Raw genomic sequence first — 19,855 nt, 5'->3', positions numbered from 1 at the left:
GGGAAGTCGTGTAGTCAGATTGTCCGGACATACAGATTGACAGCGGCGAGTTGGGCACGCACTTTGTTTTCATGCGCATCGGCGTCATCGGTACGGGCCGCATCGGCACCATCCACGCGAACACGCTCAGCCGTCATCGCGACGTCGGCTCCTTGATCCTCACGGACGCGGACTCCGCGAGGGCCCAGGATCTGGCGCACCGGCTGGGTGAGACGGCGGCGCCCGGCGTGGAGGAGATCTTCCGCTGGGGGGTCGACGCGGTCGTGATCACGACCGCGACGTCGGCCCACGCCGAACTGATCGGTCGGGCAGCACGCTCGGGCCTGCCGGTGTTCTGCGAGAAGCCCATCGCGCTGGATCTGCCGGGGACCCTGAGCGCGATCTCGGAGGTCGAGACGGCCGGGACGGTTCTCCAGATGGGCTTCCAGCGCCGCTTCGACGCGGGCTACACGGGCGCGCGCGAGGCCGTGCGCTCCGGCCGGCTGGGGCGGCTGCACACCGTGCGGGCCCTGACCAGCGACCAGGCGCCGCCGGACGCCGCGTGGCTGCCGCTGTCCGGCGGGCTGTACCGGGACACGCTGATCCACGACTTCGACGTCCTGCGCTGGGTGACCGGCCGGGAGGTGACGGACGTCTACGCCGCCGGGTCCGACGCCGGTCCCCGGATGTTCCGCGAGGCGGGCGACGTCGACACCGCCGCCGCGCTGCTCACCCTGGACGACGGCACGCTCGCCACGCTCACCGCGACCCGGATGAACGGGGCCGGCTACGACGTGCGCATGGAGCTCGCCGGGGAGCGCGACCAGATCGTGGTCGGCCTGGACGACCGTACGCCGATCGCCTCCACCGAGCCGACCGGGCCACCGGCCGCGGACAAGCCGTGGACGGGCTTCCTGGAGCGCTTCGGCCCCGCCTACGAGGCCGAGCTGAACGCGTTCGTGGAGGTCGTCCGGGGCGAGCGGGCCAATCCCTGCGACGGGCGCGAGGCGCTGCAGGCGCTGCGGATCGCCGAGGCGTGCGAGCTGTCGCGGCGGGAGCGCAGGCCGGTGCACCTCGCCGAGATCGCCGGCACCTCCCCCGCGTTCGTCTGACGGCGAGCAGCGGCGGTCAGCGCTCTTCCTGCTCCCCCTCCAGGAGCCCCGCGTCGTAGGCGAGCAGCGCGATCTGCACCCGGTTGTTGAGGTCCAGCTTGGCCAGGATGCGCGAGACGTGCGTCTTCACGGTGGCGACGCTCATGAACAGGCCGGTGGCGATCGCGGCGTTGGACAGGCCCCGGCCGACCGCGACGGCGACCTCGCGCTCGCGGTCGTTGAGGACGGCCAGGCGTTCCCGCGCTCGGGTGCGGCGGGTGTCGGCCGCCGTGCCGGCGGCGTGCCGCATCAGCTGGCGGGTGACCGTGGGCGACAGGACCGGGTCGCCGGCCGCGACCCGGCGCACCGCCGCGAGTATCTCGGCCGGCGGGGTGTCCTTGAGGACGAACCCGGCGGCACCCACGCGCAGCGCGCGCAGCACCTGCTCGTCGGCGTGGAACGTGGTGAGCACCACCACCTGGGGGGCGTCGGCGCGGGCGCGCAGCCGCTCCGTGGCCGTGAGACCGTCCACCGTCGGCATCCTGATGTCCATGAGGACGACGTCCGGGCGGGTGCGGTCGACGAGGGCCTCCGCCTCGGCGCCGTCGGCGGCCTCGCCGACGATCTCGATGTCGTCGGCGCCGCCCATCATGAAGGACAGCCCGGCCCGCACCAGCGGATCGTCGTCGACGAGGAGCAGTCTGATCGCAGTCATGGGCCCTAAGTAATCACGACCGGGCCGGGCGGCGGCGCACAAGTCGTCACCTCCACGGCAGCCAGGCCGACACCTCGAACCCGCCCTGCGGGGTGGGCCCGTGCTCCAGCCGGCCGCCCGCCAGGGTCGCCCGCTCCGTGAGGCCGATCAGGCCCTGACCGGAGCCGGGGACGGGTGGCACCTCGCCCTCGGGCGGCGGGTTGTGCACACAGACGGTGAGGCCGGTGCCCGGCGCGCCGGTGACGGTCACCGTGACCTCCGTTCCGGGCGCGTGCTTGCGCGCGTTGGTCAGGCCCTCCTGGGCGATCCGGTAGGCGGTGCGGCCGACGGAGGACGGGACGGCGGCGGGATCCTCCACGCGGTGGTTCAGGGCGACCTTCATGCCCGCCTCCCGTGACTCGGCGACCAGGGCGTCCACCGCCGCGAGGGTCGGCTGCGGCCGGCCGGTGTCGTCGGATTCGCCCGCGCGCAGCACGCCGATGATCTCCCGCAGGTCCTGGAGCGCGTCGTGCGCGCTCTCCCGGATCACGCCCGCCGCCCGGGCCGTCTCGGCCGGGGGCGCGTCGGGCCGGAACTCCAGGGCACCGGCGTGCACGCTCAGCAGGGTCAGCCGGTGGGCGAGCACATCGTGCATCTCCCGCGCGATGGCCTCGCGGGCCAGCCGCTGCGCCTGCTCGGCCCGCAGCCGCGCCTCCGTCTCGGCGCGCCGGGCGCGGTCCCGGAGACTCACCATGAGCTGCCGCTTGGCCCGTACGAACATGCCCCAGCCGACGATCGCCACGGTGAGCAGCACGACGAAGAGGACGATCAACAGGTAGGGGACGTCCGGTTCGGGGCGCAGCCAGTAGTAGAGCGGGACCAGCGCCGCGTTGATACCGCCCACCCAGGCCACGGAGCGGAAGGGGCGGTGCACCGCGAGGGTGAACAAGGCGATCAGACCCGCGCCGCCCGCGGTGTCCGAGACGAAGGTGACGGGCGTCATCGCCACGGCCAGCCCCAGCGGCCAGCGGCGCCGAAGCCAGACCGCCGCGCAGGCCAGGGCACCGATCAGCTGGTCCACGACGGCGAGTTCGTTGGGCACGTGGGGGTTGTCGGCGAGCGCCTCCACGGCGGTCGCGCCCACCACCACGGCCAGCAGGAAGCAGGAGAAGTCGACGACCCAGTCGCGGGCGGTGCGCCGGGGCCGCCGCCCGGCCCGTGCGGCGTCGGGGTCGAGTTCGTGCAGGAGGGCCGACGGGAAGAACCATCTGCGCCCGGTGCACAGCGCGGGCGTCTCTCCCATCGGCAGGGGGGAGGCGTGCCCCACGTCGTCACCACTCACGAGGGCCAAATCTACGCAGCGGAAGCCCGCCGCACCCGCCCTCGCGCGGGATCGTCGACCAAAGTCGCCCCGGCGCAGACTTTCGATGCCGTCGTGGCACCGGAGCGGGAACTTCCGCCCTCGGGGGCCCGCCTAGCGGCCGATGTGCGTGGGGAGCGCGCGGGGCGAGGCTGACGGCATGAAGCAGGTACTGGAGGTTCTCGGCTTCCTCGCCCTGGTCCAGGGAGTGGCGGGCCTGGTGCACGAGTTCACCGACTGGCACTGGGGCCTGGTGCGGCGACTGGGGTTCCTCGACGGCTACGAGATCTACGCGAGCGTCGCGCTGCTCGTGCTGGGGGTCGCCCTGTTCGCGGCGGCCGGGAGCCGGAAGTCCGTCTGAGCGGCCTGACGGATGTCCGGCCCGCGGCCGGGGCGGGGTTGTGGACTGCTGCCGGAAGACTGCGCGGTAGTGACTTCTGATGAGTGTGGGTGAGTGCTGGTTTGGGCCTGGTTGTACGGGCCGGTCTTCTCGGATGCGGTGTGCTCTGCGTCCCGCTGCGAGAGGGGAACGAGAGTTCCTGGGTCGAATGGGTGACCTTTGCGAGTGGTGCTCGTTGAGTGTCGTGACGGAGGCTTTCGGGGCGGGCGGGGGTGAACGGGCGGGCGCGTTAAGCGAGTTGACGGCGTCGTTCGCGGTGCCCGGTCCTTCCGGGGTGGCCATCCGGGACCGGTTGCGGGTGTCGGCGGCGGATGCGGTGGTGCTGACCGAGGTCGGAACGTTGCTGGGGTCACTGGCCGCCGGTGATCTCGCGGAGCGGACCCGGCAGGGCGTGGCGCACGATGCCACGTCGTGGGCGGTGCGCAAGCGGAAACTGACCGGGCGCTCGTCGGCGCGCTGGGCAGGCAGTATCACCAAGGCCACCCATGACCAGTGGGCGCTGGCGCGGCGCGGACAGGCCGTCCATATGGGCTGGCTGCGGGGGCAGATCGGCTCGGTCGAGGCGCGGCTTGCCCGTCCGCTGGGCGCCAGGGCCGACAAGCGGGCAGGGCTGGTGCGCGGGTATGCCTCCCGGGGCGAGTGGCATGCCAAGGCGCGTCGCCTGCAGGTTCTGAGGGACCGTCTCGCGGTGGTGGAGGCGGACTGGGCGGCGGGCCGGGTACGGGTGGTGCGCGGCGGCAAGCGCCTCGCCCGCACCCGCCACCACCTGGCGGCGGCCGGGCTGAGCGAACAGCGGTGGCGGCAGCGGTGGGAAGCGGAGCGGATGTTTCTGGCCGCGGACGGGGAGTCCGGCAAGCGCTTCGGCAACGAGACCATCCGCGTCACCGACACCGGACAGCTCTCGATCAAGCTTCCCGCCCCGCTGGCTCATCTGGCGAACGCTGCGCACGGCCGGTATGTGCTGGAGGCGACCGTGCGGTTCCAGCACCGGGACACGCAGTGGCGCGACCGGATCACCGCGAATCGGGCGGTGGCGTACCGCATCCACCACGACACCGGACGCGGCCGCTGGTATGTCACAGCCTCCTGGCAGCGCGCCGCCACCCCGGTACTCCCGCTTGAGGCGGCGCTGGCCCGGGGGGTGGTGGGGGTGGACATGAACGATGACCACCTGGCCGCCTGGCGACTCGATGTGCACGGCAATCCGGTCGGCGCACCACAGCGCTTCTTCTACGACCTGTCCGGTAGCGCGGATCACCGGAACGCGCAGCTCCGGCACGCCCTGACCCGGTTGCTGCACTACACGCAACGGTGTGGGGCGGCCGCGATCGCCATCGAAGACCTCGACTTCACCGACGGCACCAGCCGGGAGAAGCACGGCCGCAGCAAACGCTTCCGCCGGCTGATCTCCCGCTTCCCGACCGCGAAACTCCGCGCCCGGTTGGTGTCGATGGCCGCCGAACAAGCCATCGCTGTCGTCGCGGTCGACCCTGCCTATACCTCCCGGTGGGGTGCCCAGCACTGGCAGAAACCGCTGAGCACTCCGGCCCGCACGATTTCCCGGCACGATGCGGCGAGCATCGCGGTCGGGCGACGCGCCCTCGGACACCGATCAGGCGACGGACGGCACCGCCCCCGCAGCACCAGAGTGATGCTGCGGGGCATCGGACCGTCCAAGAACGGTTCAGCACGACATGCTCCCGCTGGAGTCGGTCAGCGCGGCCGTACGCGACTGCACGGACGGTCTGGCGCAAGCCGTCGCCTTGATCACGGAGGGGTACGCCGAAGGCCAGAGGGCCGCCGGTGTAGCGCATTCTCGGCTTGGCGTCGGTCGCTGCCGCGACGATCTGCGTTCGCGGGAAGTTCACCCGCGCTCCCGCACCCTCACGCGTCCTCCGGCAGGCCGAACTCGCCGTACTCCGGGCGGCCCTTCAGGTCGTACGTCTGGACCGACACACCCGCGCCGGTGACGCTCCCGCCGGTGTGCTCGAACGCGGTCGGTACGGCGCCCTCCGTGAACAGCCGGAAGCCGGAGCCGAGCACGACCGGGAAGGTCAGCAGGTGCAGCGTGTCCACGAGGTCGAGCGCCAGCAGGGACCGGACGAGGGCGCCGCTGCCGTGTACCTGGACCTCGCCGTCGGTGCGCTCCTTCACGGCAGCGAGGTCCTCGGCGAGATCACCGGTCAGCACCGTGGTGCCCGCCCAGCCGGGGCCCGTCAGGGTCGAGGAAGGCACGTACTTCGGCAGGGAGTTGAGCCGGGAGGCGACCGGGTCGGCCGGGTCGGTCACCCTGGGCCAGTACGTGGCGAAGATGTCGTACGTGCGGCGGCCGAGCAGGAAGGCCCCCGGGCGGGTGAAGACCTCGCCGATGAACCGGCCGAAGTCCTCGTCGGCGTATGGGAAGCTCCAGCCGCCGTGGGTGAAACCGCCCCGTGTGTCCTCCTGCGGCCCGCCCGGGGCCTGGTAGACGCCGTCGAGGGTGACGAAGAGGGTGGAGACGAGCTTGCCCATGGCGGGTGCCTGCTTCCTGGTGTGGGTCCTGATGTCATCACTTCAGACCCCACCGGCCTCCGCAACTCATCGCTGGGCCGTACGCCCGCCCAGTGGAGCACTGGAAGGCCTGCGGCCACCCGCACGGCGTTGTCGCCGGTCTCACCTCGACGTCCGTTCGCCGCCAGCGCCGGTGTCGTGCGGACGCTGGGATGGACCCATGACTTCTCAAGGAACTCTGCACGGCAAGGTGGCTCTCGTGACCGGCGGGAGCCGTGGAATCGGCGCGGCGACGGCGGTGCGGCTGGCGCGGGAGGGCGCGGACGTGGCCGTCGGCCATGTGAACGGCAAGGAGGCGGCCGGGGACGTCGTACGGGCCGTTGAGGCGCTGGGGCGCCGGGCGGTGGCGCTGCGCGCGGACGCGGCGCAGGCGACGGAGGCGGCCGAAGTGGTGGACGCGGCGGCGCAGGCGCTGGGCGGGCTCGACATCCTGGTCAACAACGCCGGTGTGGGGGTGCTCGGGCCACTGGAGGCCCTGTCGCTCGCGGATGTGGACCGGGTCCTCGACGTCAACGTACGGGGTGTCTTCCTGGCCTCTCAGGCGGCCGCGGCGCGGATGCCCGAGGGCGGGCGGATCATCACGATCGGCAGTTGCATGGCGCAGCGGGTGCCCGGGCCCGGCGGGACGCTCTACGCGACGAGCAAGGCGGCCCTGGCCGGTCTGACGAAGGCGCTGGCCAGGGAGCTGGGCGGACGCGGGATCACGGCGAACCTCGTCCTTCCCGGCCCGATCGACACGGACATGAACCCGGCGGACGGGCCGTACGCGGCCGGCCAGGCGGCGATGACGGCGCTGGGGCGGTTCGGGACGGCGGACGAGGTGGCGTCGATGGTCGCCTACCTGGCGGGGGCGACGTATGTGACCGGGGCGGAGTTCTCGGTGGACGGAGGCCACGCGGCGTGAGGTACGTGGGGCGCACCGGTGCTGTCCGGCCGGTGCGCCCCACGGTCACGGCGTGGTTCAGCCGCCCAGTTCCTGATGGCGTGCCGCCAGCCGGCCCGTGCCCTCCTGGGTCAGGGAGCCGAACAGGCGGAGCCGGGAGATGCCTCCGTCGGGGAAGATGTCCACGCGCGCGTGCGTGCCGACGGCCGGGGCCGGCAGGACGAAACGGTGGTTGGTGTCGGGCTGGAGGCGGGTGCGGGGCAGGATCTCCTGCCAGTCGCCGTCCTCGCCGTCCCTGACCGACACCGACGCCCAGCCGGCGCTGTTGCCCTTGAGGTAGGCGGTGTCGATCTCCAGGGCACGGATCTGCGCCTGCGCGGCCAGCCGGTAGCGGATCCAGTCGTGGCCCTGGTCGCGGCGGCGGCGGGTCTCCCAGCCGTCGTCCATCTTGAGGGAGCGGCCCGGCTGGATGGTGTTGGAGGCGGGCGAGTAGAAGCGGTTGGAGGCGTCCTCTGCCCGGCCGCCGTTCTCCAGGGCGACGACGTCGAAGGTGCCCAGCGCCTCCAGCCATGCCGGGTCGGGGACGACCTCGCCGTGGACGCGCAGGCGAGCGATGCCGCCGTCGGGGTGCTGGCTGACCCGCAGGTGGGTGAAGCACTGCTCGACGTCGACGGCGAATCCGTTCGCCGCGTGGCCGCCGACCGGCGTGCGCGGGACGAGGGTCGTCCACTTGACGTCGTCCCCGAGGAGTTCCTCCGGCGACGGGGAGCCGATGACGCGGGTGCCCTCGACGGACACGGCCTGCGGGTAGTTGCCGCGGAAGTGGGCGGTGTCGACGACGATCCCGCGGATCACGCCCGGGGCGCCGAGACGCACCAGCGCCCAGTCGTGGTCCTCGGCGGTCGGCCAGGGGTGGCCGGCGGAGGCGCCCCGGCGGCGGCGCGTCTCCCAGCCGTCCATGATCTTGCCCTTGTGCCCGAAGTGCTCGGGGTCGAACTGGGCGGGCCCGGGCACCAGCAGGTTCTCGCGCTGGGCGAAGAACTCGTCGTTGGCGGCGATGACACCGGCACCGAGGCGCCGGTCGGCGAGGTCGGTGCACTGGGTGAAGGGGAAGTCGGCGGTGCGGTAGTCCGCGTACGGGTCGCCGCCTTGGTAGGGGTTCGCGTCGCCGGTGAAGCTGGGGATCGCCGTCACGATGATCAGGTCTTCCTTTCGGGTGTCCGGGATGGGCTTCAGTGGGTCCGGGTGAGAAGCCGCCCCTTCGGTTCGGTGAACTCGCCGTCCGCGACGATCCGCTGCCCCCGCAGCCAGGTGGACTTGACCACGCCGTGCAGCGTCTTGCCGGCGTAGGCCGTGACGCGGTTGCGGTGCTGGAGGGCGACCGGGTCGACGGTGAAGGTCTCGTCGGGTGCGAGGACGGCGAAGTCGGCGTCGCGGCCCACCGCGATGGCGCCCTTGCGGTCGTCGAGCCCGACCAGTTCGGAGGTGCGCGCGGACATCCAGCGCACCACGTCCTCCAGGCCGTGCCCGCGCCTGCGGGCCTCGGTCCACACCGCGGCGAGGCTCAGCTGGAGCCCGGAGATGCCGCCCCAGGCCGTCGCGAAGTCGCCGGTCTTGAGGTCGGCGGTGGACGGGGAGTGGTCGGTGACGACGCAGTCGATGGTGCCGTCGGCCAGCGCCTGCCAGAGCAGGTCCTGGTTGGCGGCCTCGCGGATCGGCGGGCAGCACTTGAACTCGCTGGCACCGTCGGGGACTTCCTCGGCGGTGAGGGTCAGGTAGTGGGGGCAGGTCTCCACGGTGATGCGCACGCCCTCCGCCCGCGCCTCGGCGATCATCGGCAGGGCGTCGCTGGAGGACAGGTGCAGGACGTGCACGCGCGCGTGGAGCGCCTTCGCCTCGCGGATGAGCTGGGCGATGGCGGTGTCCTCGGCGTCCCGGGGGCGGGAGGCGAGGAAGTCGGCGTATCTGGGGCCCGGTTGCTGCGGGGCGGAGGCGAGGAGGCGGGGGTCCTCGGCATGCACGATGAGCAGTCCGTCGAAGGCGGCGATCTCGGCCATGGTGCGGGCGAGGGGGTCCCGCTCCAGGTGCGGGAACTCGTCCACGCCGGACGGCGACAGGAACGCCTTGAAGCCGAAGACGCCCGCCTCGTGCAGCGGGCGGAGTTCCTTGATGTTGCCGGGCAGCGCGCCGCCCCAGAAGCCGACGTCGATGTGCGCCTTGTCGGCGGCGACCCGCTGCTTGGTGCGCAGGTGCGGGACGGTCGTGGTCGGCGGGAGGGAGTTCAGGGGCATGTCGACGAGGGTCGTGATACCTCCGGCCGCCGCGGCGCGGGTGGCGGTCCAGAAGCCCTCCCACTCGGTCCGGCCCGGGTCGTTGACGTGCACGTGCGTGTCGACGAGGCCGGGCAGCAGGACGTGGTCGCCCAGGTCTTCCAGGCGGGCGCTCTCCGGTACGGGCGCGTCGTACGGGAGGACGGCCGTGATCGTGCCGTCGGCGACCGCGACCGATACGGCGCGCGTCCCCTCGGGAGTGATGACACGCGTCGAGCGAAGCACCAGTTCAGCGTCGGACACCCGAACCCCTTACGTCCCGTCACTTCCGCTACTTCCGCGTAACGGAATTCAACTTTCTGTTGAAGGAGTCTTCACTCCCTCTTACCCGACGTCAAGGGCACACTTGACCGCGGTGCCCCTTGGCGCATACTCCTGGACGTTTCCACAAAGCGGAATTAGACTTCCAGTACGCAGAACGTAGCTATGTACAAGCGGGGAGTCAACCGACTCCCGGGTAGGCTTCTGCCCTTCCCGCCCGCCCCGAAAGGAACGCGCCGTGCCGACGTCCAGCGCCAGCACCACCGACTCCGCCCGGTCCTCCGCCAACGGCGGCGTCCAGTCCCTGGAGCGCGCCTTCGACCTGCTCGAACGGATGGCGGACGCGGGCGGGGAAGTGGGCCTGAGCGAGCTGTCCGCGAGCAGCGGCCTGCCCCTGCCGACCATCCACCGGCTGATGCGCACGCTGGTGGCCTGCGGGTACGTACGTCAGCAGACCAACCGGCGGTACGCACTCGGCCCGCGCCTGATCCGCCTCGGCGAGTCGGCCTCCCGGCTGCTGGGCACCTGGGCGCGGCCGTACCTGGCGCGACTGGTCGAGGAGACCGGCGAGACGGCGAACATGGCCCTGCTGGACGGGGACGAGATCGTCTACGTGGCCCAGGTGCCGTCGAAGCACTCGATGCGGATGTTCACGGAGGTCGGCCGGCGGGTGCTGCCGCACTCCACGGGCGTGGGCAAGGCCCTTCTCGCCGGTTTCCCGCCGGAGGAGGTGCGGGCGCTGCTCTCCCGTACGGGCATGCCCGCAGCAACGGAGAAGACGATCACGACGCCCGACGGCTTCCTCGCGGCCCTGGAGGACGTGCGCCGGCAGGGCTACGCCATCGACGACAACGAGCAGGAGATCGGGGTCCGTTGCCTCGCGGTCCCGGTACCGGACTCCCCCACCGCCGCGGCCATCTCCATCTCGGGCCCGGCGGGACGGGTCACGGAGGCGGCGACGGACAAGATCGTGCCGGTGCTCCAGCAGGTCGCGGGGGAACTGTCCGAGGCGCTCGCGAGTCAGAGCCCCGCATAGCGGCACGAACCCGCAGGGCCCGGCACCCCCACCGCGCCCTGACGGGGCCGTGACGACGACGACTCCGCGCGCGCCCTTGCGCGCGAACCGGCCCGGCGCCCGCACTCACCCCCGCGGCCCGGACCAGCCCGGAATCCGCACGGGATCCTGGCGGCCCGGACAGCCCGGCGTCAGCGCTGAACCCGGCGCTCGGGTCGCCCAACGTCCGCACGGCCCCCGGCGCTCGGGCCGGCCCGGCGTCCGCACTCACCCCCGCGGCCCGGACCAGCCCGGAGTCCGCACGGAAACCTGGCGGCCCGGACAGCCCGACGTCAGCTCGGCACCCGGCGCTCGGGCCGGCCCGGCGTCCGGTCCGCACGGAACGCCACAGCTCGGATCAGCCCCGCGTCAGCACGGGAACCCCACGGCCCGGAGCCGGCCCGGCGTCTCCCGGGCCCCGGGCGCGCAGGGAGGGACTAGCCCTGGCCCCGCACCTGCCCGCCGAAGAGATCCACCGCCCGCCGGACCTCCGTCAGTTCCGCGGACAGCGCGCTCACCGAGCCGATCGCGCCCGCGATCAGCAGCAGGGAGCGGCGCAGACAGGGAATCTCGGGGATGCCCTCGGCGGCCATGGCGGCCACGGCGGCCAGCTCCTCCTCGGCGATGGTCCGGTCGGCGAACTCGCCGGGATGGGCGGCCAGCCGGCGGCGCAGCCGCGACACGGCGGAGCGCAGCTCCGTCACGCGCGGGTCCTCGTCGCCGCCGGTCACGGGCCCCTGCCGCTTCTGCTCGACGCTCCGCAACACAGTCCTCCCCCTCGCACCTCACCGTGCGCATGCCCTTCCGACGCCAAGTCCCCCACACCGGGCAGCCGTCGGAGACCCGGCCGGTCGGTGCGGGCGACAGTAAACGACGCGGACCGCCGGGCGCCAGTCCATTGCGTCATCGACTTGTTTCGCTGAGTGACTTTCTGGCCCGAGGCGCACGCCCGTCCGACGCGCCCCCCGCACTGTCGCACCCCTGTACGGGGCGTGCGGTATGCAGGAGCCATGACGACACGGGAGACGACGAACGAGGCACCGGCGGTTGCGGGACTGCTGCTGGCGGCCGGTGGCGGACGGCGGCTCGGCGGGCGGCCCAAGGCACTGCTCCCGCACCGGGGACGGCCTCTCGTGGAGCACGCGGTGCGGGTGCTGCGCGAGGGCGGCTGCGCGACCGTCCACGTGGTCCTGGGCGCCCAGGCCGACGAGGTGCGCGCCCGGGCCTCGCTGCCGGGATGCGTCCTGGTCGACAACCCCGACTGGGAGCAGGGCATGGGGACCTCCCTGCGCGCCGGGCTCGGCTCGCTCGCCGGTACGGGCGCCTCGGCCGCCCTGGTGTCACTGGTCGACCAGCCCGGCGTCGGACCGGAGGCGGTGACCCGGGTCCTCGCGGCCCACACCGGCGCGGAATCGCTCGTTTCCGCCTCGTACGACGGCGTGCGCGGCCATCCGGTGCTGTTCGGCGCCGCCCACTGGGCGGGCATCGCCGCGACTGCGCAAGGAGACCGAGGGGCACGCGCCTACCTGAAGGAGCACCGGCCGGAGGTCGCCCTCGTCGAGTGCGGGGACGTCGCCCGGCCCTTCGACATCGACACCGAAGCCGATCTGGCCCACCTGGAGTGAGCGGGGTGGCACGGAGCGCCACCTTGCCTCGACCCGGAGAATCTCGACATCAACAGACGATTGAACTTCCACCATGAGGAAACTAGTATCCACTGTTCAGAAGCGTCCGTCTGCTCCGCGGACGCCGAACGCCGTATCCGGGAAGACTGGCACCCGGTGCCAAGCACGCCGGCTCGTCTTCACAGCTCGCTGAAGGAAGTGACCGTTCATGTCCGCACCAGCGCCGTCCCCGCTGGCCATCGTCGACGCCGAGCCCCTGCCCCGGCAGGAGGAGGTCCTCACCGAAGCGGCGCTCGCCTTCGTGGCCGAGCTGCACCGGCGGTTCACACCCCGGCGTGACGAGCTCCTCGCCCGCCGCGCCGAGCGCCGCGCCGAGATCGCCCGCACCTCCACCCTCGACTTCCTCCCGGAGACGGCCGCGATCCGCGCCGACGACTCCTGGAAGGTCGCCCCGGCCCCGGACGCCCTGAACGACCGCCGGGTCGAGATCACCGGTCCCACCGACCGCAAGATGACCATCAACGCCCTCAACTCGGGCGCAAAGGTGTGGCTCGCGGACTTCGAGGACGCCTCAGCGCCCACCTGGGAGAACGTGGTCCTCGGCCAGGTCAACCTGAGCGACGCCTACACCCGCACCATCGACTTCACCGACCCGAAGTCCGGCAAGTCCTACGCCCTCAAGGCGAACGAGGAACTCGCCACGGTCGTCATGCGCCCGCGCGGCTGGCACCTGAACGAGCGTCACCTCGTCGACGCCGACGGCACCCCGGTGCCCGGCGCCCTCGTCGACTTCGGCCTGTACTTCTTCCACAACGCCCAGCGCCTGCTGGACCTCGGCAAGGGCCCGTACTTCTACCTCCCCAAGACCGAATCCCACCTGGAGGCCCGCCTCTGGAACGAGGTGTTCGTCTTCGCGCAGGAGTACTGCGGCATCCCGCAGGGCACGGTCCGCGCGACCGTCCTCATCGAGACGATCACCGCCGCGTACGAGATGGAGGAGATCCTCTACGAGCTGCGCGACCACGCCTCCGGGCTGAACGCCGGCCGCTGGGACTACCTGTTCTCCATCGTCAAGAACTTCCGTGACGGCGGCGCCAGGTTCGTCCTGCCGGACCGCAACGCGGTGACGATGACGGCCCCGTTCATGCGCGCCTACACCGAACTCCTCGTCCGCACCTGCCACAAGCGCGGCGCCCACGCCATCGGCGGCATGGCGGCCTTCATCCCCTCCCGCCGGGACGCGGAGGTCAACAAGGTCGCCTTCGAGAAGGTCCGCGCCGACAAAGACCGCGAGGCCGGCGACGGCTTCGACGGCTCCTGGGTCGCCCACCCCGACCTGGTGCCGATCGCCATGGAGTCCTTCGACAAGGTTCTCGGCGACAAGCCCAACCAGAAGGACCGGCTGCGCGAGGACGTCGACGTCAAGGCGGCCGACCTCATCGCCGTCGACTCGCTCGACGCCAAGCCCACCTACGCGGGCCTGGTCAACGCCGTGCAGGTCGGCATCCGTTACATCGAGGCCTGGCTGCGCGGCATGGGCGCCGTCGCCATCTTCAACCTGATGGAGGACGCCGCCACCGCGGAGATCTCCCGCTCCCAGATCTGGCAGTGGATCAACGCGGAGGTCGTCCTCGACAACGGCGAGCAGGTCACCGCCGATCTGGCCCGCGAGGTCGCCGCCGGGGAACTGGCGAACATCAAGGCCGAGATCGGCGACGAGGCCTTCGCGGCCGGCAACTGGCAGCAGGCGCACGACCTGCTGCTGACGGTCTCCCTCGACGAGGACTACGCCGACTTCCTGACGCTCCCGGCGTACGAGCAGCTCAAGGGCTGACTCACTGCGCGGACGGCTTCTCCGAGTGGCCCAGGGGCTTCCCCGGGGCCACTCGGTCGCGTACGGCCTGCTTCACGGCCGTCGGCTCCGGGAAGCCCTGCTCGCGCCGGTCCCAGACGACCTCGTCGCCGACGCGGACCACGAACACCCCGCCCGTGCCGGGCTTCAGGGCCAGTTCCGTGAGTTCGGCCTCGAAGGTCGTGAGCAGTTCCTGCGCCAGCCAGGCCGCGCGGGGCAGCCAGCGGCACCGGGTGCAGTACTCGATCTCGACCCGCCGCGCGGCGCCCGGGGAGTCCCCCGACCGTTCGGTCTCGATCCGCTGAACGTCCGTCATCCGAGGTGCACCGACCCATCCTGCTGAACCGCGGGCTTGCCGTGCAGGTCGGGCACCTGCTTGAGCCACGCGGGGCGTCCTTGCTGGTTCTTCGCCGTCCGCAGGGCCTCCTCGGCGGCGAGTTCCTCCCGGGTGGGGAAGCCTGTGGGCAGCCAGTGGCGGGAGGCCTGCACGCGCGCGTGCAGATACGTCACGTACGCCTCGCGCACCTCGTCCGCGGTGGCGAAGCCCGGCTCGTCGGCCAGCCAGGCGTCCGGGACCTCGGCGAGGATCCGCCGCAGCAGCTCCTCGGTGACGCGGGGCGCCAGCTCGGCGTCGGCGGCCCGGACGTCGGGCCCGTAGTGGCCGAGGGCGTGGTGCCGGAAGTCGTAGGCCTTGCGGGGGTCGGTGGCGTCCCAGCGGTGGTGGAAGACCAGGGCGGCGCCGTGGTCGATCAGCCACAGGCGCGGGGGTGCGACGCCGAGGGTGGGCCAGACCATCAGGTTGGAACTGTGGACCGTGCGGTCGACGTTCACGGTCAGGGCGTCCAGCCAGACGATCTTCCCCGCCTCCAGCGGGTCGACGGGGAAGACCCGGGCGATCTCCGGGGTGAAGTCCCGGGCGCCCGGCAGGTGGTCCATGCCGAGGTTGAGGCCCGCGCTGGCCGCGTGCAGGCCCCGCACCTCCTGATGCGGCTCGTCGTCAGCGATCGCGGGGTCGAAGTGCACCAGGACCAGCTCGGGGAAGCGCAGCCCGAGGGCGCGGGCCAGCTCCCCCACGATCACCTCGGCGACGAGTGCCTTGCGGCCCTGCGCGGAGCCGGTGAACTTCACGACGTAGGTGCCGAGGTCGTCGGCCTCGACGACTCCGGGGACGGAACCTCCGGATCGCAGGGGTTCGATGTAGCGGGTCGCGGTGACCTCTCTCAGCATCTTCAAAGGCCCCACACTTCGATTGCCTTACATTTCACGGCCGGCTCCAACGCGGTGCAATCCGGGAAACCTCCCCGTTCAATCCTGGGGAGAATCTGGGGAGTTTCGGCTGGCATGCTCGTCTCCCGTTCTCCCCAGCAGTCCGTCAATAGCGGTGCGCCCCCTACTTCCGGCCTCCGGCATGAAGTGAGCATAGTAACCAAGCGTGACAGCCGGGGAGGAGTGCCCGAGCCATCGCGCCAGCGTCACCACGGACTCCCCCGCCTCCAGCATGATCGAGGCGTAGGTGTGCCGAGCTCGTGGAAACCGTCCTTCGGCGCCGCCTCCCACTGCCAGTCCTTCGCACCCTTGGCGCGCGGCGGAATGACGCCGGCCTTGGCCGACGCCGGCTATTCGGTGCCGCGGACCGATCCCATCACGGACTCGGAGCGCCGTCTCCAGCGGCCACGCTTCGCGTCGCTCCTTTGGCGCCTTCGGCCAGCGCACGGACTTCGCGTTCATGGGGTTCCTGGCGAGCCGCTTGTCGTCGACGGCAGCCTCCAGAATGCTCGACAGCTCGGACAAGATGCCGCGCCGGTAGTCGACCGAGGAGACTGTCGTCTCCAACGTGGCTATGTACGCGCGAAGTTCGGCCGCCGTGATGTTCCGGAGCGGGAATTCGCCCAGATGCGGAATGGTGTGAAGGCGTGCCCTGCGCTCCTGGTTGTCCTGGGTCCTTGGAACGCCCCTGGTGCCCGGCGCCCAATGCGAGGCGATGTAGTCGGCAAGCATGATGGATCCATCGCGAGGGTCCACGAATTCCCCGCGCTCCTCGCGGGACTCCTGCCAGCGGGACAGGTCGGCGGGCAGCCCGCGGCGGTTGGCCATGCGGATCGCCCGCACGATCGCTACCCAGCACATCAGGCGCGAGTACAGGAAGTTTTTGCGACCGCCGCGGGTCTCCCGGATGCCCCCGTCTGAACCGTGCCGGCCCGGCACCCGGCTGGACCGTCTGCACTGTGTGTTCTCAACGAAATGGGGCCTGCGCCCGATGGCCTTCTCCTGCCCTGGCGATGAGGGTGGAGGGCCAAGGGGAGAGTGTCCGTGAACGCGGTGGTCTCCCTGCTCGGCTGATGTGGGAAGGGACTGTTTCGTGATGTCGCTGAACTCCACGGCCCACGCTGGTTCTACTGTCGAACGCCTCAGTGTGCCTGAGGCACGCCACCGTCTGGAACACGAGCGCAGCGCACGTCTCGACCAGCTGCAGGCTGTCGACGAAGCCTCCGGTGGTGTTCCGCAGACCGATGGTCTACAGGTCGTGCAGAGGGGGGCGATCGAACAGGCGCTGATGGAGATCGACGCCGCCTTCGGGCGGCTGGAGCAGGGCACGTACGGCATCTGCCAGGGGTGCGGCAGGTCGATCCCGATGGAGCGGCTGGAGATCCTGCCGTACGCGCGGTGCTGCGTGCCCTGCCGGCAGCGCGCCGGCTGATCAGCGCGGCCTCCCTGTGGAAAGTGGTGAAGTCGTGAACCAGCAGGTCATCGATGCCGTCAGCAGTACGGGCCTGAGCGCGGCCGAACTGTCTGCGCTGCGGGAGAACCTCAACGAACAGCGTGCCTTTCGCCTGGACCAGCTCGCCCAGCTCTGGCAAGGCGCTCCCGCCCGAGCCCAGCGCGCCCGCGAACGCGCTGCGGTCGCCCAGCTGGAGGTCCACCTCAAGCTGTGTGCCTCGGCCCGCATGGTCCTCGCCGACGTCGAAGCCGCTCTCGAGCGCATGGATCAGGGCACGTACGGCATCTGCCAGCAGTGCCGACACCCCATCGAGCCGGCACGGCTGCGCATCGTGCCGCAGGCCCGCTACTGCGGGCGCTGCCACCAGGTCAGGGAGGCCCGCTCATGATCACCATCATTCGTCGCCCTCGGTGGCCGGCCTGCCGACGCTGCCCCGCGATCGCCATCGACCTGGGCAGCGCCCGAACCCGCGCCTGGACAGCCGGCCGCCACGGCATCATCGACGTGCCCACCGTCACCGGCCCGGACGACCTCGCCGCCCATCCCGTCCAGCGCGGCACCATCGTCGATCCGGCCGGTACCGCGCGGATGCTGTCCCGCCTGCTTGCCCACCGCATCCCCAAGGACGCGCAGCCGGTGATCGCGTTCACCATGCCGGTCCTCAGCGGCCAGCAGCACTACACCACCGCCGTGGGCGCCCTTCAGACGCTGCGCCCGCGCACCGTGCTGGCGCTCGACAGCGTCATGGCCATCGCCCTGGCCACCGGCGCCGACCCGTTTCGTCCGCTGCTCGTGATCGACATCGGCTTCCACCTGATCGAGGTGGCGCTGCTGGCTGACGGCGAGATCATGACCGCCCGGCGGGAAGCCAGGGGCACCCGCGGCCTGGAGGACAGCGGCCCGGCGGATCTGGTCACTGACATCACGGCCGTGGTCACCACGATGATGCGCGACGATCCGCTGCCGCAGTTCGTCGACGCCCTTGACCGCGGGCCGCTGCTCGCCGGGGGCGGGGCCCTGCGCCCGGAGCTGGTCTCCCAGCTGTCCGCGCAGCTGCACGCGCCCGTTCAGCCGGTGCCCCAGCCGCACACGGCCGCCGTGCGCGGAGCCGCCGAGGCCCTGCGCTCCGCCCAGCACCACCCCTCGCTGGGGCCCCCTTTGCACCCCACCCCGTGATGGAGCTGCCCCCAGCGGCTCCTGCTCCCCCCGACTCGTGGCTGGAGGCGACGTGCCCGACCCGATTCCGCGAGCTCAGCCGCCGCCGATCCGCACCGTCCGATGGTGGCGGTGGCGGCGCAACCCACTGCGCCGCCCAAACGACCTGCTCCAGGCATGGATCGGCCTCATCCTCGCCATCACCGTGGTGATCACCGCCCCCCTGACCGCGTGGGCGGTCGGCACCACCGTGCACGACAGGCTCACCGCCGCCGCGAACGAACAGGCCCGCTCCGGAGGTGACACCACGGCCGTGCTCCTCAACGACGCTCCTGGGCACCCGGAGCCCGGCTCAGCAGAAGCCAGAGAAACCCAGTACCCGGTCAAGGTCCGCTACACCGCACCCGACGGCACCGCCCGCACCGCCACCACCGACGTCGACCCCGGTCTTCCGGCCGGGCACCGCGTAGAGGTGTGGACCAACGCCGAAGGAACGCTGACCAAACCGCCCATGCCCCCGGATGGGATCCGCAACCGCGCCGTCGGCGCGGGCGCCCTCACTGGCATCACGATGCTCATCACCGGCACACTCGCCTACCGCCTCACCGCACGCGTCCTGGACCAGCGCCGCATGCGCGCATGGGAGACCGAATGGCAGCAGACCGCCCGCCGGTGGACCACCTCCCCATGAGTCCGAGCGCCTGCCGGCCGGCGGCTGGGTCATCGGCTCTCTGGAAGGCCAGCGGCCCGCAATCCACGCACCGGGTAGGCCCTCGTCGGCCGGACTGCACGGCTCGCCGACCGCTCCATGGCTTCCGGGCCCGGCCGGACTGTCATCGAAGACTCTCTGGGATGCTCGCGGTGTGGAGATGAAGTACTAGCACTCCGGCGCGGTTTTGTAATCCACCCAGCGACTCCGTGGCTGAGCACCGCAATTGGCTGGTGGGCACGGGGTGCCGGGCCTCCGGCGATGGCGCACTCAGCTGACGGCAGGGAGCTGCCGAGCGAAGCGGCGAACGGCATCAGTGAAGGCGTCTGGGTCGTCGAAGTTCGCGAGATGTCTTGCCCGCGGGATCAACTCGACGCGAGCGTGGGAATGTGCGCGGGCGAATTCCGCCTCGCCGCTCCGGAAGACGGCGTCCTTCTCGCCGTTCAGAATCAGTACCGGAGCTTTGACAAAGCGCATCGCGCCCGCGTCGAAGCGTCCCAGTACCTCGCCCCAGGCTGCCGGCAGGGTATGGAAGGCGTAGCCGGAATGGATGGTCGCCTCCACCACTTCTGGTGGATAGAGCCGCCGCAGTAACCGGTCGTTCCACTGGGCCAGCCAATCCGCCGGTACGCGAGGGACCAGTCTGGCGACCCACCGATATGGCGCTGCCCAAAGGCCGCGGGTGGAGGCGCTGGCTCCCGCGAGGATCAGCCCGCGCAGTAGTTCTGGACGACGCCGCGCGAACTCAAGCGAGGCGTATCCGCCGAGCGAGTGCCCCACGACCAGAGCTGGCCCACGGTCGAGCGAGTCCACCGCGGAAGTGATGATCTCTGTCGCCCTGCTCAGGCTCCAGGCTTGAGTCGAGCGCTGCCCATGGCCGGGCAGGTCGACGGCGACTACCGGGAATTCGTCCCGGAGTGCAGCAAGCTGCACGCTCCACTGTCCCGCGCTGAAGCGCGTCCCGTGAACGAAGACTATGGGCACTGCATCCGCTGCCGTCATCGGTTCCCCCAGGGTGTACCGTCCAGCCGACTCTACCGGCGCGGTCTCCCTCGCGATCAAGGAATACGCTGGAGTGCTCAGCCCAACTGCGGTGCCTGGCGGAGCGCGAGCGACGGGGCGGCAGCAGCGCATGCCCGAGCAACGCCGCCCGGAGATGCTCCACTCGAGATTCCTGGCCCCCTGCGGGCTTC

General features: G+C 71.5%; 19 protein-coding genes and 2 pseudogenes. 11 read left to right on the top strand and 10 right to left on the bottom strand.

The annotated features are described in order from the left end of the window. Nucleotides 1-71: 71 nt before the first annotated feature. Nucleotides 72-1,091 carry a Gfo/Idh/MocA family oxidoreductase gene (locus ACFY9S_RS19300; protein WP_391129848.1) on the top strand — a complete coding sequence of 340 codons (1,020 nt, stop codon included), beginning with the start codon at nucleotides 72-74 and terminating at the stop codon, nucleotides 1,089-1,091. A 16-nt stretch (nucleotides 1,092-1,107) separates the two neighbouring features. Here the strand turns inward: ACFY9S_RS19300 and ACFY9S_RS19295 are convergent, their stop codons facing one another. Both ACFY9S_RS19295 and ACFY9S_RS19290 read right to left on the bottom strand, forming a co-directional pair. Next, nucleotides 1,108-1,785: a response regulator gene (locus tag ACFY9S_RS19295; RefSeq protein WP_391129845.1), complete on the bottom strand. Its 678-nt coding sequence runs from the start codon at nucleotides 1,783-1,785 to the stop codon at nucleotides 1,108-1,110. 46 nt (nucleotides 1,786-1,831) lie between these two features. Beyond that, nucleotides 1,832-3,067, bottom strand: a complete 1,236-nt coding sequence (locus ACFY9S_RS19290; protein ID WP_391130404.1) for a histidine kinase — start codon at nucleotides 3,065-3,067, stop codon at nucleotides 1,832-1,834. Between the two features lie 217 nt (nucleotides 3,068-3,284). Here ACFY9S_RS19290 and ACFY9S_RS19285 point away from each other — a divergent pair, with 217 nt between their 5' ends. Together ACFY9S_RS19285 and ACFY9S_RS19280 are read left to right on the top strand one after the other, a co-directional pair. After that, on the top strand, nucleotides 3,285-3,485 hold the full coding sequence (locus ACFY9S_RS19285) for a hypothetical protein (RefSeq protein WP_391129842.1): 201 nt from the start codon (nucleotides 3,285-3,287) through the stop codon (nucleotides 3,483-3,485). A 187-nt stretch (nucleotides 3,486-3,672) separates the two neighbouring features. After that, nucleotides 3,673-5,270 (top strand): annotated as a pseudogene (locus ACFY9S_RS19280) (IS200/IS605 family accessory protein TnpB-related protein); the annotation flags it as partial. 138 nt (nucleotides 5,271-5,408) lie between these two features. Here ACFY9S_RS19280 and ACFY9S_RS19275 read toward each other — a convergent pair. Beyond that, entirely contained in the window at nucleotides 5,409-6,035 is a 627-nt protein-coding gene (locus ACFY9S_RS19275; RefSeq protein ID WP_391129839.1) for a dihydrofolate reductase family protein, read from the bottom strand. 199 nt (nucleotides 6,036-6,234) lie between these two features. Here ACFY9S_RS19275 and ACFY9S_RS19270 point away from each other — a divergent pair, with 199 nt between their 5' ends. After that, a complete protein-coding gene (locus tag ACFY9S_RS19270; protein WP_391129836.1) occupies nucleotides 6,235-6,978 on the top strand; it encodes an SDR family oxidoreductase in 744 nt (247 codons plus the stop codon). A gap of 57 nt (nucleotides 6,979-7,035) precedes the next feature. Here the strand turns inward: ACFY9S_RS19270 and alc are convergent, their stop codons facing one another. Beyond that, nucleotides 7,036-8,151, bottom strand: a complete 1,116-nt coding sequence (gene alc, locus ACFY9S_RS19265; RefSeq protein ID WP_391129833.1) for an allantoicase — start codon at nucleotides 8,149-8,151, stop codon at nucleotides 7,036-7,038. Between the two features lie 38 nt (nucleotides 8,152-8,189). Beyond that, on the bottom strand, nucleotides 8,190-9,530 hold the full coding sequence (allB, locus tag ACFY9S_RS19260) for an allantoinase AllB (RefSeq protein ID WP_391129831.1): 1,341 nt from the start codon (nucleotides 9,528-9,530) through the stop codon (nucleotides 8,190-8,192). Between the two features lie 256 nt (nucleotides 9,531-9,786). Here allB and ACFY9S_RS19255 point away from each other — a divergent pair, with 256 nt between their 5' ends. Further along, nucleotides 9,787-10,584, top strand: coding sequence for an IclR family transcriptional regulator (locus tag ACFY9S_RS19255; RefSeq protein WP_102912795.1), 798 nt, complete (start codon nucleotides 9,787-9,789; stop codon nucleotides 10,582-10,584). A 455-nt stretch (nucleotides 10,585-11,039) separates the two neighbouring features. Here the strand turns inward: ACFY9S_RS19255 and ACFY9S_RS19250 are convergent, their stop codons facing one another. Beyond that, on the bottom strand, nucleotides 11,040-11,369 hold the full coding sequence (locus ACFY9S_RS19250) for a DUF5955 family protein (RefSeq protein ID WP_391129828.1): 330 nt from the start codon (nucleotides 11,367-11,369) through the stop codon (nucleotides 11,040-11,042). Nucleotides 11,370-11,612: 243 nt separating this feature from the next. Here ACFY9S_RS19250 and ACFY9S_RS19245 point away from each other — a divergent pair, with 243 nt between their 5' ends. Beyond that, nucleotides 11,613-12,227: an NTP transferase domain-containing protein gene (locus ACFY9S_RS19245; protein WP_391129825.1), complete on the top strand. Its 615-nt coding sequence runs from the start codon at nucleotides 11,613-11,615 to the stop codon at nucleotides 12,225-12,227. 208 nt (nucleotides 12,228-12,435) lie between these two features. After that, nucleotides 12,436-14,061: a malate synthase A gene (aceB, locus tag ACFY9S_RS19240; RefSeq protein ID WP_391129823.1), complete on the top strand. Its 1,626-nt coding sequence runs from the start codon at nucleotides 12,436-12,438 to the stop codon at nucleotides 14,059-14,061. A 1-nt stretch (nucleotide 14,062) separates the two neighbouring features. On the opposite strand, the gene ACFY9S_RS19235 is transcribed toward aceB, so the two are convergent. The 3 genes and pseudogenes from ACFY9S_RS19235 to ACFY9S_RS19225 form a co-directional block, all read right to left on the bottom strand. Then, nucleotides 14,063-14,395, bottom strand: coding sequence for a SelT/SelW/SelH family protein (locus ACFY9S_RS19235; RefSeq protein WP_391129820.1), 333 nt, complete (start codon nucleotides 14,393-14,395; stop codon nucleotides 14,063-14,065). Further along, nucleotides 14,392-15,306: a HipA family kinase gene (locus ACFY9S_RS19230; protein ID WP_391130401.1), complete on the bottom strand. Its 915-nt coding sequence runs from the start codon at nucleotides 15,304-15,306 to the stop codon at nucleotides 14,392-14,394. Before ACFY9S_RS19230 ends, ACFY9S_RS19235 begins: the two co-directional genes overlap by 4 nt. Nucleotides 15,307-16,074: 768 nt before the next feature. Then, nucleotides 16,075-16,263 (bottom strand): annotated as a pseudogene (locus tag ACFY9S_RS19225) (glycoside hydrolase family 15 protein); the annotation flags it as partial. Between the two features lie 178 nt (nucleotides 16,264-16,441). Here ACFY9S_RS19225 and ACFY9S_RS19220 point away from each other — a divergent pair. The 4 genes from ACFY9S_RS19220 to ACFY9S_RS19205 are packed head-to-tail and all read left to right on the top strand — an operon-like array spanning nucleotide 16,442 to nucleotide 18,644. Then, nucleotides 16,442-16,777, top strand: a complete 336-nt coding sequence (locus ACFY9S_RS19220) for a TraR/DksA C4-type zinc finger protein (RefSeq protein WP_391129817.1) — start codon at nucleotides 16,442-16,444, stop codon at nucleotides 16,775-16,777. A 34-nt stretch (nucleotides 16,778-16,811) separates the two neighbouring features. Next, on the top strand, nucleotides 16,812-17,186 hold the full coding sequence (locus ACFY9S_RS19215; RefSeq protein WP_391129814.1) for a TraR/DksA C4-type zinc finger protein: 375 nt from the start codon (nucleotides 16,812-16,814) through the stop codon (nucleotides 17,184-17,186). Further along, nucleotides 17,183-17,974, top strand: a complete 792-nt coding sequence (locus ACFY9S_RS19210) for a hypothetical protein (RefSeq protein WP_391129811.1) — start codon at nucleotides 17,183-17,185, stop codon at nucleotides 17,972-17,974. Before ACFY9S_RS19215 ends, ACFY9S_RS19210 begins: the two co-directional genes overlap by 4 nt. 52 nt (nucleotides 17,975-18,026) lie before the next feature. Then, nucleotides 18,027-18,644, top strand: coding sequence for a hypothetical protein (locus ACFY9S_RS19205; RefSeq protein ID WP_391129808.1), 618 nt, complete (start codon nucleotides 18,027-18,029; stop codon nucleotides 18,642-18,644). A gap of 288 nt (nucleotides 18,645-18,932) precedes the next feature. Here ACFY9S_RS19205 and ACFY9S_RS19200 read toward each other — a convergent pair whose 3' ends face one another. After that, nucleotides 18,933-19,664, bottom strand: coding sequence for an alpha/beta fold hydrolase (locus ACFY9S_RS19200; RefSeq protein WP_391129805.1), 732 nt, complete (start codon nucleotides 19,662-19,664; stop codon nucleotides 18,933-18,935). Nucleotides 19,665-19,855 lie beyond the last annotated feature (191 nt).

The sequence above is a fragment of the Streptomyces sp. NPDC012474 genome, from assembly GCF_042955185.1.
Classification (GTDB): domain Bacteria; phylum Actinomycetota; class Actinomycetes; order Streptomycetales; family Streptomycetaceae; genus Streptomyces; species Streptomyces cahuitamycinicus.
Note: the sequence above shows the minus strand (reverse complement) of the source record. Positions and strands in the feature narration are given on the sequence as shown.